The organism is Eggerthella timonensis (genome assembly GCF_900184265.1).
Classification (GTDB): domain Bacteria; phylum Actinomycetota; class Coriobacteriia; order Coriobacteriales; family Eggerthellaceae; genus Eggerthella; species Eggerthella timonensis.
In genome coordinates, this window is the sequence record NZ_FXXA01000002.1 from 3,900,700 (window position 1) to 3,914,488 (window position 13,789).

Sequence of the window (13,789 nt, forward strand, 5' to 3'; positions counted from 1 at the left end):
TCTAGCGAGCTCTTATAAGACGAAATCGGGTTTGTCCGCTATATAGGACAAGTTCATCTCGATAGCGATCAGTCTCAAGCCTTTTTCTCTTTCGAAGATATGATTGCCCCATGGGAGGTTCTCTCTTTTCGTTTGCTTCAACAGCAAAAGAGAGCTGTTAATACGTGGGCTTATCCGAGTCGTTGAACAACATCTTCTACGAACGCGATCTGACGCAGGCCGACCTGTGCAGGATGTCGGGCATCACCACGAGCATGATGTCGGATTACGTTTCGGGAAAGAAGGAGCCTACGCTGCCCAAGGCCGTCGCCATGGCCGACGCCTTGGGCATTTCGCTTGATGAGCTGGCCGGACGTTCGGTACCGCAGATCCCGCTCGAGCGCCAGCTGATCAGCAGCTTCCGCGCGCTCAAGCCCGAGGGCCAGGAGATGCTGGCCACCCTAGCCCGCGCGCTGCGCTCCGTCTACTGAGACAGGGCAACTTCCCAAGCGCCTGCGCGACGGGCGCTTGCGGGCGATCGCTTGGCAGAGATCAAACGATATGAACGATTCTGCAACGGTTTTTCGTAAGCCAGATTGAGAAACCCCAGGTCGGTAAAAGTAAGCTTCGGCTATTCTCGTTCATATCGTGCGATCTCTGCCAAGCAGCGCAATCGCTGCGCTGCGCTGCCCTCGCCAGAGGCTGGCACTCCCCTCGCCAGCGGCACGCCGTTGCCCGAGCCCTCGCAGCACGCGCCGCCGCGGCCTCCGAGGACCCGATGCCCGACGTGCCCGGGACATCCGATGCGCTCCGCATCGGTTAAGCGGCTTCCAGCGCCTCGGCTTCCTCCGCAGCCTCGCCTTCCGCCAGGTTCGCCAACCCCTTCCGCAGCACGCGGAACGTGATCATCCCGATGACGAACGCGATGGCCGCCGTGCCCACCGCCACCGGCACGAGGTTTCCGCGGAGCGCATCGAACAGGCCGCCGTAGACGAGCTGGCCGATGGGTTGCGCGCAGTTCGCCATCGACATGGTGAGCGCGATGACCTTCCCCACCAGATGTCCCGGCGTTTCAAGCTGCACGAACGAGATAGCCTGGATGCTGAACATCGTCGCGCACGCCATGGACACGAACAGGCCTGCCACCACCATGCCGTACGCCGCCATCGCATCCATCGGCACGCCCAGCACCACGGCGATCGGCAGCAGCCCCAGCGCCGACGCCAGCAGGAACAGCGGCGCGCTGCTCAGCTTCAAGCGCTTCGCGAACACGCCCACCGAGATGCCGCCCGCCAAGCCGCCCAACGCCATGGCGCCCTCCGCGAAGCCCATGTACTGGTTGGGCAGCCCGAGGATCTGCGTGATGGTCACCGGCGCGCCGATGAGGATGAACGCCGTCAGCGTGAGGTTGATGCCCGCGACGAGGAAGATGACCTTGAGGATGACCGTGCGCTCGTGACGCAAAAACGAGAAGCTCTCGGCGATGTCGTTCGCCACGGTGCGTACCACGCCCACCGTGCTGCGCTCGATGGCGTCGCGGGGAATGCGCACGAACAGCACGATGAGCAACGTCGAAAGCGCGAACGCCACGCCGGACACGAGAACCACCGGCTCGATGCCGAACAGCCCGAACAGCAGGCCGCCCAGCACAGGACCCACGAGTCCCGACAGCGCGCTGATCTGGCTGACGATGGCGGTAGCGCGCACAATGCCTTCGCGCGGCACGATGAACGGCACCGCCGCCTGCACCGTGGGCTGGTACACGCTCTGCGCGGCGTACAGGACGATGAGCGCGCAGATGGACAGGCCGACGAGATCGATAACGCCGTCGAGCGCGAGGAACGCGCCGCAGGTCACCGCCAAGATCGCGTCGAGCGCCGCCATGATGCGCCGTTTGTTCACGCGGTCGGCTGCTACCCCGCCGATCGGCGTCAGCACGATATAGGGGATCCAGGCGCAGGCGGACACCGCTCCCATGAGCGCCGCCGACCCCGTTTGGTTCAGCACGTACAACGGCAGGGCGAAGCGCAGCACCGCGTCGCCGAACAGCGAGGCGATCTGCGCGAATATAACTGAGACAAACGATCGATTGAGCAGCGTGTTCATTTCTCTTCCTTTCGTTTACATACATTCAGTCGGTATGTATAGAGGGTAAAAAAGAAGGTTGCAAGGCAACCATGGTTCCAGTGCGAAGGGGAGCTCGAAAGCTTAAGGCGAAATCCAAGCTTAGCCCGCCCTCCCCCGGCCCGTTCCTCCGAGTTTCAACGCACGGGATGTTTCACGTGAAAACATTCGTTCGCATTTTCTACGAGTTCACCGCATCGAGCCTTTCGTTGAATTGACTGCGATACCCCTCCAAAAGGGACGCCACCCCGTCCTCCGCCAGGGACAACCCGCCGAGCGCTTTCACGACGTCGATGTAGTAGTCGATGCGCGTACGCAGCTCCTTCGCGGTGCACGCGCGGAACATAGGGCTGGCCCACAAGTTCGCCAACAGCACGATGACCTCGCTGAACTCGCGCGGGTAATCCGTGACGATGCTGCCGTCGCGCACGCCCTGCTCCACGATGGGCAGCACGAAATCGGGCACCGTCTCGGCGAACACCGATTGGTACTGCATGCCCAGCAAGCGCGCGTTCTTCACCGGGTCCACGTCGGGGGCGGCGTTTGCCCACATGTCCATCTGCGGCCCGGCGACCGAAGCCGCGAACAGGGCTTGCAGCTTCTCCGCTCCGTTCATGCCACCATCATCGCGGATGCGCCGAAGCTCGGCGTACAGCGCCGCGTTGTCGCGGTCAAGGGCGGCCGACAGAATGTCCTCCTTCGACTTGAAGTGGTGGTACACCGCGCCTTTCGTGAGGCCGCCCAACCGATCGATGATGTCCTGGATGCTGGTTTTGTCGTACCCTTTCTCGTAGAACAGGGCCAGGGCCACGTCGAGGATGCGGTTCACCGTTTCCTCGGGATGCTTGTTGCGAGCCATCGGCCCTCCTCTCCACGCATGTACATACATACCAACGGTATGTATCCTACGATACTCCGGTGGAGATGGCAAGAAAAAGTTTGCCGCGCCCTGCGACCAGCTTCATACTGAGGCGCATGCCCCCAAGCGATCAGAGAGAACAGGAGCATCGACCTATGAGCACCTGCCTTGTTGCACAATCCGGCGGACCCACCGCCGTCATCAACTCGAGCTTGGCCGGCGTCGTGCGTGCCAATCAGCTGAACCCGCTGTACGATCGCGTCTACGGCGGGCTGTACGGCATCGAAGGCACGCTGGACGACCGGCTCTACGACCTCACCGACCTCACGGGACGTGACATCGAGCTCTTGCAGCAAACGCCGTCGTCGGCGCTGGGCACCTGCCGCTACAAGCTGAAACGCGGCAACGACGCCGATTATCGCCGCCTGGTGGAGGTGATGGACGCCCACGACATCTCGACGATGTTCTACATCGGCGGCAACGATTCGATGGACACCGTAGACGCGCTGGCCGAGTGGGCGCAGGCGAATGCGCCGGGGAAGCGCTTCATCGGCATTCCCAAGACCGTGGACAACGACCTGGTGCCCGTGGACCACTGCCCCGGCTTCCCGAGCGCGGCGAAGGTGGCTTGCGAGATCACGCACGCCACGCGCCTCGACTACGACGCGTACACGCGCCCCGAGGTGTTCGTGCTCGAGGTGATGGGCCGCGACGCGGGCTGGCTGGCGGCCAGCTGCTGCGTCACGGGCGACGTGGACTTGCTCGTGCTGCCGGAGGCTGACTTCGACCAGAACGCATTTCTGGCCGAGGTGCGCAAGAAGTTCGACGAGACGGGCAAGTGCTACATCGTCACGTCGGAGGGCGCGCACTATGCGGACGGCACGTACCTATCGGCCGGCTCTTCGGCGAACGACGGCTTCGCCCACGCCGTTCTGGGAGGCGCGGCGGCCGCCATCAAGCAGATGATCGTCGACGCCGGCATCGTGCCGCGCGGCATCGTGCAGGATCTGTCGCGCGCGGCGCGCTCCAGCAACTTCGCGCAGAGCATCGTCGACCGGACCGAGGCATGGGAGCTGGGGCTGAGCGCCCACATGCGCAGCGCCGATCCCGCGTTCACCGGCCAGGTGGTGGGCGTGCGCCGCGACGAGGCCGCGGCAGCCAACGGCTTCTACAACGCGAAGTTCTTCGCCGCGCCGGCAGCCGAGTTCGCGAACTTCGTGAAGCACTTCCCCGCCGAGTGGATAATGCCGAACTACCAGGGCATCGTGCCCGAGGCGGTCGAGTACTTCCGTCCGCTCATCAAGGGCGAGCCGCGCGTGGTCATGGAAGGCGGCATCCCCGCCACCATCGTGCCGTTCAACCGACGATGACGACGCGGCGGCGGGTGGCGACGGCGGGCCACAAGATGTAGCAAGATGTAGCGGGATCGCTGTTGCGTCGTCTCGCTATGGATTATCGCTTTTGCTGCAGTAACCGCTCCTCCGTTCGCGCATGACAGCAAACAGGGACGTTTAACGTAAGGTCGCCGGCAGCCCCAGCTCCACGACCAGCACGTTTCCCTTCACGCGCGCGGACAGGCGCATTCCCATGGAGGCGGCGAGGCTGGCAGACACGGCCAGGCCGAGGCCGCTCCCGATCGCGCTGCGGGCGTCGTCGGCGCGGTAGAAGCGCTCGAACAAACGCTCGGGATCGAGGGCGGCGGGGTCGGGCACCTCGTTCGCGAACGTCACGCAAGCTCCACGCTGCTCCACCGCAAGCGGCCCCGAGCCGTAGCGCAGCGCGTTCGCCACGAGGTTCTCGAAGATGCGCGCGAGAGCCTCGGCGTCGGCGTCCACGGAAAGCGCCTCGTCCTCGAAGTCCACGCATGGCTCCCATCCGCGCCGTTCGAACGCGGGGAACTGCCCCACCAGCACGTCGGCCAGCGCCGGCAGCACGGCCACGGGGACGAGGTCGAGCGCGAGGTCGGGGTCGTTCGCCTGCGCGTAGGCGAACAGCTGGTCGAGGAGCGCGCCCATGTCGTCGAGCCGCGCCTCGGCTGCGGCCAAGCGCCGTGCGCGCCCGGCCTCGTCGCTCTCGTCTTGCGCGAGGCGCAGGTACCCTTTCGCGCCCATGATCGGCGTGCGGATGTCGTGCGAGAGGCTGGCCAGGTCGCGCTGGAACTCCTGCTGGCGGCGCTGGCCGTCCAGCCGCTCCTGCTGCGCGGCGTCCAGCTGGGCGTTCACCGCCTCAGCCAGCTCGGCGAACGCCCGTCCGGGCACCTGCACCGTCATCCGCGCGTTGCTGCGCGCCTCCCGCCCGCGCAGGAACCTCGCCATGCGGCGCAGCTCCCGACCGCATGCGACCCACGCAAGCGCAGCGCCGACCGCCAAGCACGCGATTCCCACCAGCATATACATCATCCGCACGCCCTCCGTACCTTAGACGTCCCTCTTCCGGCACGCCGTGAGCGACAGCGCCGCGCACACGGCCGCGATCGCCCCGAATACGATAAGCCCTTGCGCCGCCGGCGACAACCCGGCCACAGCCGACGCGCCAGTTTCGAACAGGCCCGTGCCTCCCGCCGCCAGCCGCTGCTGCACGGACAGCGGAAGCCACTGCACCGCATCGCCCACCAGGGGCATGGCCGGCGCGAGCACGGCAGCCGCCCCCAGAGCCATCGATTCGACGAAGCCCGTGGGCACAAGCGCCGCGAACACGACGCCGACCGTCTTGCTGCGCGTCGCCCATGCGATGAGCGCGGCGAGGAACGCGTACGCCGTCAGCACGATCCACGACAACCCCGCCCAGCTCCAGTACTCGCCCACCGTCTCCGTGCGCTCGTAGGAGAATCCGAGGACCGCGTACACCGCATCCGACAGGAGCATGCCAGCCAGCAGGAAAACCGCGCACAAGGCCGCGATCAGCACGAGCTTCTCCGCGAAGTACGCCCTGCGGTCGCCGCGTCCCGCAAGCACGTTCTTCGCGAACCCCGTGTCGAAGTCGGACGAGGCCAGCAGCGCCGCCAACACCGCGACGATCAGCCCGAGGAAGCCCACCATGAACGTGTTGCCGTAGGAGTAGGTGCGGCTGCCGATAACTTTCTCGTTGAGCGCCTGCACCTCCTCGGCGTCGAGGCCGGCGCCGTTCGGCGCGGTGAGCGTGACGGTCGCGCCGCTCTGGCGCGCCTCCTCCTGCGCTTGCTCGTTCACCATCTGGGCGAACTCGGGCGTGGTGGCGAACCAGACCAGCCCGGCCGCCCCCATCACCACGAGCGCGAGGAAGGCCAGGGCCACCCACAGCATCTTGCCGCGTACGAGCCGGAAGACATCGGATTTCAACAGGTTAAACATGGTGCGCACCGCCTTCCTCGCCCGAAACGGCGCCCGTTGCCCCACGTGCGCCGCCTTCCATAAGCTCCACGAAATAGTCCTCGATGTCCCGGCGCACGGGGTTCAGCTCCAGCACCGTCTGGTCGGCGTCGTGCAGCAGGCGCGACACGGCCGCCGCGTCGTAGTCGCCCGAGACGGAGAGCGCCCCGTCGGGCAGCGCGCGCAGCGTCGCCTGGGGAAACGTCTCTTCCATCAGCGCGAGCGAACGGGCCGGATCGACGGTGCGCACGCGCAGGCTGTCGCCGCATTCGGCCTGCATCTGCTCGGAGGTCATCTCGCGCACCATGCGGCCCTCGGCGATGACGCCGAAGCGCGTGGCCACGCGATCGAGCTGGTCCAGCACGTGCGAGCTGATGACCACCGTCACGCCGAGCGTCTGGTTCAGCCGCACGATGAGGTTGCGCATGGCGCGCGTGCCCTCGGGATCCAGGCCATTCAGCGGCTCGTCGAGCAGCAGCAGGTCGGGCGAGCCCACGAGCGCGAGCGCGAGGCCCAGCCGCTGCTTCATGCCGAGCGAGAAGCCCTTGGCCTTCTTCTTGCCCACGCCGTCCAACCCGACCAGCGCAAGCGCTTCACGGCAGCGTGAGGGGGCAGCCGCCACGCCCATCGCCAGGGCCTTCGCCATGAGGTTCTCATAGGCGGAGAGGTTGGGCACGAGCCCCGGCGCTTCGATGAGCGCCCCGACGCGCGACGCGCCCTCCGGCCGACCGCACTCCTCCATACGGTTGCCGAACAGCTCGATCTCGCCCTCATCGGGCGTCACCAGGCCGCAGACCATCTTCATGACGGTGGACTTCCCTGCCCCGTTCTTCCCGACGAACCCGTAGATGTCGCCCTGCGCCACGTGCAGGTCGAGCCGGTCGACCGCGCGCTTCCCGCGGTAGGACTTCGTGAGCCCCCGCGTCTCAACAACGTTCATGAACGCTCCTTTCCGTTTGCCTTCTCACCGTGTTTCCAGCTTACGGAAGAGGGTTTCAGGAAGGATGAACCAACCTTTAAGAAAGCTTGAAGAAGCCGACGGGGAATGTGCCGGCGGGCCCGCCGTCATCGACCCTCGTCGACCGCCAGCTTGAACCCGAGACCCCACACGGTGCGGATGTAGCCGTCGGTGCCGGTGGCCTTGAGCTTGGCGCGGATGTTGGACACGTGCACGCTCACGGTGCTGTCCTCGGCGGCATAGGGCTCGCCCCAGGCCAGCTCGAACAGCTCCTGCTTCGTATAGACCTTCCTCGGGTGCGCGGCCAGAAGATCCACGATGTTGAACTCGGTGCGCGTGAGCGGCACCTCCGCGCCGTCCACCGCGAGCGTGCGCGCGGCGCGGTCGATGACCCACGCGCCCACGCGCAGCACGTTGCCGCCCGGCTGCGGCGCGAGGGCGCGACCGCAGTGGCGCAGCTGCACCTCGATGCGCGCGAGCAGCTCGTCCAGGTCGAAGGGCTTGGCCAGATAATCGTCGGCCCCGAGCTTCAAAAGGTCAACCTTGTCGGTGGCGCTCGTGCGGGCCGAGGTCACCACGATGGGCGTATGGGCGTCGGCGGCACGGATGAGCCGCACGATATCCTCACCGGGAAGGCCGGGCAGCATGAGGTCGCATACGATTACGTCGAACCCCTCGTCGCGCGCGGCCGAAGCCTCCAGCACGAGCAGTGCCTCCGTGCCCGAGAACGCCTGCGTGCACGCGTACCCCGCATTTCCCAGGTGGTCGGCCACGATCCTGCTGATGTGGGCGTCGTCCTCCACGATGAGCACGGTCACGCCTGTCGTCGCATCCGTCACGCTCGCCTCCCCTTCATTCATGTTCGCCTTGGATTTCTCGGAGAATCCCATGCACAACGGCAAGTATGCACGATACGCAGAACTTTACAACGCCTTCCCAGCAGAAAAAACCGGTCGCTTCCGTTGCGCCGCCGACCAGCCCGCGCTCATCGGCGGCCCGGCCCTCTATGGCGAAGGCTTTCGCCGCACGTACCGGTGCCTCCTCAGCGAGCACTGTCGGCCGAAACGTGCGCTTTTCAGCGAAAAACCGACCGTTTGGGCCGACAGTCGCCTCGGGCCGTCGTCTACAGCCCGCGCGAACGGATCCAATGGCGCAGGTACAGGCCGCCGATAACCGCCGGGATCACGGGCGACGCGGCCTGCGCCACGAAGATGCCCACGTAGCCGAAGCCCAGCACGCCGCTCAGCAGGAACGCCAAGCCGAAACGCACGACGAACGCGTCGATGAGCGAGTTCACCAGCACGAGGCGGGGCGAGCCGGCCCCCAGCGCGAACGAGTCGAAGCTGTACATGGCCGCGTAGAACAGCCCGTTCACGCTGCACGTGATGCGCAGGTACAGCACGGCGATGTCGAGCGTCGCGGGATCCGTCAGGCCGTACGCGCTCACGATCAGCGGAGCCAGCAGCTGCACGACCACCTGCACGCCCACGATCACGCTCACGTTGAACGTGACGCCGAGGCGTGCCACGTCGCGCGCCCGGCTCCATGCGCCCGCGCCCGCGTTCTGTGCGGCCGCCGTGGTGATGGCCTGGCCGATGGCCCAGCACGGCAGCCCTGCGATGGTGCTGATTTGCAGGCCGACGCCGGCCGCGGCGGCCACGTCGGTCCCATAGCGGTTCAACAGCCCGGTGACCAGCGCGTACGACAGGTTCACCACCGCCATCTGCACGGCGGAGGGCACACCCACGTGCAGCACTTCGCCGACGCTCGCGCGCAGCGGCGCAGCGGCGCGGACGCCGCAGGCGAACGCTCCGGTCAGGCGCCCGCCGGGAAAGCGCCGCCGCACCACGACAAGCGCGCCGACCCCTGCCACGCTCTGCGCGACGACCGTCGCGATCGCCGCCCCTACCACGCCGAAGCCCGCCGGCCCCACCAGCACGAGGTCGAGCGCCACGTTCACGAGCAGGGCAACCCCCACCAGCGCCAACGGCGTGCGCGCGTCGCCCTGCGCCTTGAGGAAGGCGGCTGCAGCGTTCATGAGGAAGGGCCCGACGGAGCCGCAGCACAGCACCACGGTGTAGGCGCAGGCGCCGTCGAGCGCCGCCTCGGGCACGGCGTTGGCCGTGAACGCCGGACGCGCCAGCATCGTGCCCAGCACGGCGATCGCCGCCGCCCCCGCCAGCGCAACCGCGATCGTGGCCGCGTACGCGCGCCGCTGGCCGACCACGTCGCGCGCGCCCACGAACCGCGCGATCACCACGCCGCCGCCCGCCGTGAGACCGATGACGAACGCGTTCACGATGAAGGTGGCGTTGGTCGCATTGCTGATGGATACGAGCCCCACCGCACCCATCACCTGACCGACCACCACCATGTCGACCGCCTGGTACACGTATTGCAGCAGGTTCACCGCCATGAGCGGCAGCGCGAAGGCGAGAAGCTGCCGGAACAGCGGCCCCTCGGTAAAGGAAAGAGGAGCGTTGGATTCGAGTTTGATTGGTGCTTTCGACACGGTTGCTCACCTCTGAGAATTCGGGAAACGGAATGCGGAATGCGAGCGGGACGCGACCGGCGCGTCCGACGCTGCGCGCAAAAAAAGCGCCGCAGATGAATCATCACCTGCGGCGCTCAAAGGATTCCGTCATGCCGGCATCGAAGAGGAGACGTGCCTGACCTGGGCAGCGCGCCTATCGATGCCGATGAGTATGTCCCGGTGCTCCGTGCGATGCTTCATCGGCGATCATGCGCGGAGCCGTTACTCTGCAGAGTTTCATGCGTGCCTTCTCGTTGAGGCGGATACAGCGTCGCCCAGCATACCGCGCCGGGCAGGCGCGGTCAACCCGCGGGAGGCGCGGCGGGGACGGCTGCAGGGACGGCGGGGTTGGCGGACGTCCCGGTACCCGCGTCGTCCAGCACAACCTTGCCCCATGCGCACATCTGGTTGAGGATAGGCACGAAGCTCGCGCCCCGCTCGGTGAGCGAGTACTCGGTTTTGGGCGGCACCTGATGGTACAGCTCGCGATGCACCATGCCGTCGGCCTCGAGTTCGCGCAGCTGCTGGGTCAGCATTTTCGGCGTGGCCTGTGTCATCTTGCGCTGCAGCTCGCCGAAGCGCAGCACGCGCGCGTTGCTCAGGTGCCACAGGATCAGCACCTTGTGCTTGCCGCCCACGATGTCGATGGTGGCCTCCACGGGGCAATGGTACGCGCTCGGACAGGTTTTCATGCGCAGCCTCTTTCGCTCGATGCAGCATCCGCCACGGCACTCGACGCGTCGTGCAGTGCGTCGCTCGATGTGTCGCTCGACCTGCCGTCCAATACTATCTTTTTGGGTAGTATATTCCAAAAAAGTGTCTACTTGTTCTGAGGATAGCAAAGCGTAGGATGAAAGGCGACCGAACACCGGAACCCCAACCCGAATGTTAGGAGCACCTCATGACGTTTCTCGACCTCGCACGAAAGCGCTGCTCGATTCGCGCCTACCAGCCCGCCCCCGTCAGCCAGGAGCTGATCGACGCCATCGTGGAAGCGGGCCGCGTCGCGCCCACCGCCGCCAACCGCCAACCGGTGCGCGTCGTCTGCGCGACGAGCGCGACAAGCCTCGCTCACCTGGGAGAAGCGGCCAACTTGCACGGCGCGCCGCTCGCGCTCGTCGTGTGCGTCGACGGCGAACGCGCCTGGAAGCGTCGGGCAGACGGCTGGTCGTCCGCCGAAGTCGACGCCTCCATCGTGACCGACCACCTGATGCTCGCCGCCGCCGACCTCGGCCTGGGCAGCGTGTGGATCTGCAACTTCGATTCCGCAATCGTGCGCGAAGCGTGCGCACTTCCCCCGTCGCTCGAGCCGGTGAACATCCTGGCCGTCGGGCACGCCGCCTGCGACCCCGCCAGCCCCGACCGCCACGCAACCGAGCGCATCCCCTCAAGCGAATTTGTCGTCAACGGGTAGGATCGAGGGAGGTCGAAAAAACGTACATTTGGTTCCGACTCCCTCTTTGGCACAATCTCCGGCTCGGCCCGATCCCCGACGGGCGCGTCGCCCCATGGGCGCTCCGTGCATCGTTTCGTCGCCGGAATGGCAAGTTTTCACCGGATTCGGATGTTTGCGCCCCGCTCGGAGCGGGCGGCGCATCTCCGACGAGACGAGGGTTCCTCGCGACCAGGCATGATGCAGGACGGAGCATCCCGGAGCGCCCGCGGCCCGACCCGAAACATCCGAATCCGGTGAAAACTTGCCACTTGAGTCCCCGTTCGATGCACGGAAGGCAGGAATTCGGAACCGGGCTCTGAGACAAAGGCGAACCGAGTTCGCCACCTTCTACTCGATGGTGTCGAGCACGGCGCGCAGCTCGCGTTGGACACTGCGCTCGACGTTCGTCCCGATCACCTTCGTGGCGATCTGTTTGATGGCCGAGCGAGCATTGCCCATGGCGATGCTCGTGCCCGCCATGCGCAGGATCTCGTAATCGTTCATGGAGTCGCCAAACGCCATCACGTCTTCGGCGCGCACGCCGTGGGCAGCCATCACCTGCTCGATGCCGGTGGCCTTGTTCACGCCGCGCTGCATGACGTCGATCCACTTGCGGCCCGACGGCGCGAACACGAAATCGGCCTCCAGTTCGCGCGTGAGGGCATACGCCATGTCCATGACGCCCTCATCGCAGTACACCGAGGCTTTCAAGATGTTCACCTCAGGCGACGGCACATCGAACACGCGCACCGGGTTCGGCAGGTTCTTGTCCACCTCGCGCTCGAAGCGTTCCTCGTCGTCCAGAAGGTAGCTGCGCGTCTCGTCGAACAGCGCGAGATGCAGCGTGTCGAACAGGTCGCACGTGCGCGCCAACCGACGCAGCGCCGCATGCGAGAACACCTCGCGGTCGACAAGCGTGCCTTCGATGACGACTTGCGCTCCGTTGGACGCGACGAAGTCCATGCACTCCACCACGGGCTCGAACAGCTCGTTCAGCGTGTCGAAGCGACGGCCGGACGAGGCTACGAACCGGATGCCCGCGTCGCGCAGGCGCAGGATGAGATCGTACGAGCCGTCGGGCACGCACTGGTTCTCGTCGAGAAACGTACCGTCCATGTCGCTGGCAATGAGCTTGACCATGTGAGAAGCCTCCTCGAAATCCGTCGTATGCCGTCATTGTACGCCGCCCCCTCCAACCCGCATGAGCCCGCACGGAGACTTTGCACGAACTTGAAACCTGTTTTACAAAATCCCAGCTCAATCAGCCTCGCAACCTGAGCGTGCGCAAAGAATCGCGAAACGCACCACCAGGTTGGTAGAACGCGCGGGCGTGCAACCGCATGATGGGAACCGTCGAAGCGCAGCCGCAAGGACCGACGCTTCGGGTATCATGCATACAACGTTTGAGAAGGGACCACCATGAGCTTCGCCGACAACCTCGTATACCTGCGGCAGCATTACGGCATCACGCAGGAAGGGCTCGCCGAGCAGCTGGGCGTGTCGCGCCAGACCGTCAGCAAGTGGGAAGCCGGCACGAACTACCCCGAGATGGACAAGATCCTCGTGCTGTGCGACTTGTTCCACGTCAATCTCGACGACCTCATGCGCGGCAGCGTGCACGTGGCCAAGGAGAACGACACCGAACGATACGATGCTCATATGAACCGCTTCGACCTGTCCATCGCGGCCGGCGTGGCGTGCATCCTCGTAGGCGTGGGCCTGAACGGGCTGCTCGATGCCCTCGGATGGCCGGGGAACCTGCAGGCCGTCGCGCTGCTATCGTGCGTAGTCGTCGGCGTGGTGCTCCTCGTTATGGGAAGCCTCAGTCACGGAGAGTTCAAGCGCCGCAACCCCTCCATCGAGCCTCGATACTCAGCCGAAACGCTCGACCGCTTTGGCCGACGGTTTCCCCTGTTCACCGCGCTCGGCATAGGCATCATCCTGCTCGACGTCATCATGCTGATCGGTCTCACGCCCGACGAGGGCACCATCCTCGTGGGCGGCGTCTCGCTTGAAGAGCTCGCCATCGCCCCCTTCATGTTCATCCTCGCCATCGCCGTGGGCATCCTCATCTGGGCCGGCATGCAGAAATCGAAGTACGACCTATCCGAGCTCACCTACATCGCGCACCGCCAGGACCTCGGAGGCGACCTGCCCGCCTCTGCCATCGTCAAGACGCCCGAGCAGATCCGCGCCGACCGCATCATGGGCGTCGTCTGCGGCGTCATCATGCTGCTGGCCCTGATCGTGTTCCTGGTGTGGGGCTTCGTGCCACTGCTCGACCCGATCGGCGGCTGGGACGGCTTCGACAAGAACGAGCTGCGCGACCTTATCCGCGACGGCCAGGGCGGCTTTTACATCAGCTGGATCGCGTTCGTGGTGGGCGGCATCCTGTGCGGCATCACCTGCCTGATCGGCAGCGTGCTGTCGAAGTCGAAGGACGATTGGATCGCCGAAGCGCGTCAGGAAGACGCCTGGATGAAGTATGCGCAGCAGGACGCCAAGGAAGACCCCTGGGCCCGCGGGCCCAGGGGTCTTCCTTGGCGTCCTGCTG

General features: G+C 65.7%; 13 protein-coding genes. 4 read left to right on the forward strand and 9 right to left on the reverse strand.

Annotated elements, in window-relative coordinates:
- The first annotated feature begins 164 nt into the window (after positions 1–164).
- Positions 165–470, forward strand: a complete 306-nt coding sequence (locus C1A15_RS16720; protein WP_101723617.1) for a helix-turn-helix domain-containing protein — start codon at positions 165–167, stop codon at positions 468–470.
- Positions 471–798: 328 nt separating this feature from the next.
- On the opposite strand, the gene C1A15_RS16725 is transcribed toward C1A15_RS16720, so the two are convergent.
- On the reverse strand, positions 799–2,085 hold the full coding sequence (locus C1A15_RS16725; protein WP_101723618.1) for an MFS transporter: 1,287 nt from the start codon (positions 2,083–2,085) through the stop codon (positions 799–801).
- Between the two features lie 199 nt (positions 2,086–2,284).
- Positions 2,285–2,962, reverse strand: a complete 678-nt coding sequence (locus tag C1A15_RS16730; protein WP_101723619.1) for a TetR/AcrR family transcriptional regulator — start codon at positions 2,960–2,962, stop codon at positions 2,285–2,287.
- 155 nt (positions 2,963–3,117) lie between these two features.
- Between C1A15_RS16730 and C1A15_RS16735 the strand changes: the two genes are divergently transcribed.
- The gene (locus C1A15_RS16735) at positions 3,118–4,332 is read left to right on the forward strand and encodes a diphosphate--fructose-6-phosphate 1-phosphotransferase (RefSeq protein ID WP_101723620.1); all 1,215 of its coding nucleotides are present in this window, start codon (positions 3,118–3,120) and stop codon (positions 4,330–4,332) included.
- Between the two features lie 141 nt (positions 4,333–4,473).
- On the opposite strand, the gene C1A15_RS16740 is transcribed toward C1A15_RS16735, so the two are convergent.
- From C1A15_RS16740 to C1A15_RS16765, 6 genes are all read right to left on the reverse strand, one after another.
- Positions 4,474–5,361: a sensor histidine kinase gene (locus C1A15_RS16740; protein WP_101723621.1), complete on the reverse strand. Its 888-nt coding sequence runs from the start codon at positions 5,359–5,361 to the stop codon at positions 4,474–4,476.
- An 18-nt stretch (positions 5,362–5,379) separates the two neighbouring features.
- Positions 5,380–6,291, reverse strand: coding sequence for an ABC transporter permease subunit (locus C1A15_RS16745; protein WP_146001888.1), 912 nt, complete (start codon positions 6,289–6,291; stop codon positions 5,380–5,382).
- Positions 6,284–7,249 (reverse strand): ATP-binding cassette domain-containing protein, encoded by a 966-nt coding sequence (locus tag C1A15_RS16750; RefSeq protein ID WP_101723623.1) that lies wholly within the window; start codon positions 7,247–7,249, stop codon positions 6,284–6,286. Before C1A15_RS16750 ends, C1A15_RS16745 begins: the two co-directional genes overlap by 8 nt.
- Before the next feature lie 125 nt (positions 7,250–7,374).
- Positions 7,375–8,127 carry a response regulator transcription factor gene (locus C1A15_RS16755; RefSeq protein WP_101723845.1) on the reverse strand — a complete coding sequence of 251 codons (753 nt, stop codon included), beginning with the start codon at positions 8,125–8,127 and terminating at the stop codon, positions 7,375–7,377.
- Between the two features lie 263 nt (positions 8,128–8,390).
- Complete coding sequence (locus C1A15_RS16760; RefSeq protein WP_245865071.1) at positions 8,391–9,779, reverse strand: MATE family efflux transporter; 1,389 nt, start codon at positions 9,777–9,779, stop codon at positions 8,391–8,393.
- Positions 9,780–10,102: 323 nt separating this feature from the next.
- Positions 10,103–10,492 (reverse strand): winged helix-turn-helix transcriptional regulator, encoded by a 390-nt coding sequence (locus C1A15_RS16765; protein WP_101723624.1) that lies wholly within the window; start codon positions 10,490–10,492, stop codon positions 10,103–10,105.
- A gap of 209 nt (positions 10,493–10,701) precedes the next feature.
- On the opposite strand from C1A15_RS16765, the gene C1A15_RS16770 reads away from it, so the two are divergent.
- Positions 10,702–11,214, forward strand: a complete 513-nt coding sequence (locus C1A15_RS16770; protein WP_101723625.1) for a nitroreductase family protein — start codon at positions 10,702–10,704, stop codon at positions 11,212–11,214.
- A 369-nt stretch (positions 11,215–11,583) separates the two neighbouring features.
- Here the strand turns inward: C1A15_RS16770 and C1A15_RS16775 are convergent, their stop codons facing one another.
- Positions 11,584–12,375: an HAD family hydrolase gene (locus C1A15_RS16775; protein ID WP_101723626.1), complete on the reverse strand. Its 792-nt coding sequence runs from the start codon at positions 12,373–12,375 to the stop codon at positions 11,584–11,586.
- Between the two features lie 279 nt (positions 12,376–12,654).
- Between C1A15_RS16775 and C1A15_RS16780 the strand changes: the two genes are divergently transcribed.
- Positions 12,655–13,789, forward strand: a 1,135-nt coding sequence (locus C1A15_RS16780) for a helix-turn-helix domain-containing protein (RefSeq protein WP_101723627.1), incomplete at its 3' end; no start/stop codon positions are given.

Bases quoted from the DNA above. Each gene is read 5' to 3' on its own strand.
- C1A15_RS16770 (WP_101723625.1), top strand. From the start codon at position 10,702: ATGACGTTTCTCGACCTCGCACGAAAGCGCTGCTCGATTCGCGCCTAC.
- C1A15_RS16740 (WP_101723621.1), bottom strand. From the start codon at position 5,361: ATGATGTATATGCTGGTGGGAATCGCGTGCTTGGCGGTCGGCGCTGCG.
- C1A15_RS16765 (WP_101723624.1), bottom strand. From the start codon at position 10,492: ATGAAAACCTGTCCGAGCGCGTACCATTGCCCCGTGGAGGCCACCATC.
- C1A15_RS16775 (WP_101723626.1), bottom strand. From the start codon at position 12,375: ATGGTCAAGCTCATTGCCAGCGACATGGACGGTACGTTTCTCGACGAG.
- C1A15_RS16725 (WP_101723618.1), bottom strand. From the start codon at position 2,085: ATGAACACGCTGCTCAATCGATCGTTTGTCTCAGTTATATTCGCGCAG.
- C1A15_RS16745 (WP_146001888.1), bottom strand. From the start codon at position 6,291: ATGTTTAACCTGTTGAAATCCGATGTCTTCCGGCTCGTACGCGGCAAG.
- C1A15_RS16755 (WP_101723845.1), bottom strand. From the start codon at position 8,127: ATGAATGAAGGGGAGGCGAGCGTGACGGATGCGACGACAGGCGTGACC.
- C1A15_RS16730 (WP_101723619.1), bottom strand. From the start codon at position 2,962: ATGGCTCGCAACAAGCATCCCGAGGAAACGGTGAACCGCATCCTCGAC.
- C1A15_RS16735 (WP_101723620.1), top strand. From the start codon at position 3,118: ATGAGCACCTGCCTTGTTGCACAATCCGGCGGACCCACCGCCGTCATC.
- C1A15_RS16750 (WP_101723623.1), bottom strand. From the start codon at position 7,249: ATGAACGTTGTTGAGACGCGGGGGCTCACGAAGTCCTACCGCGGGAAG.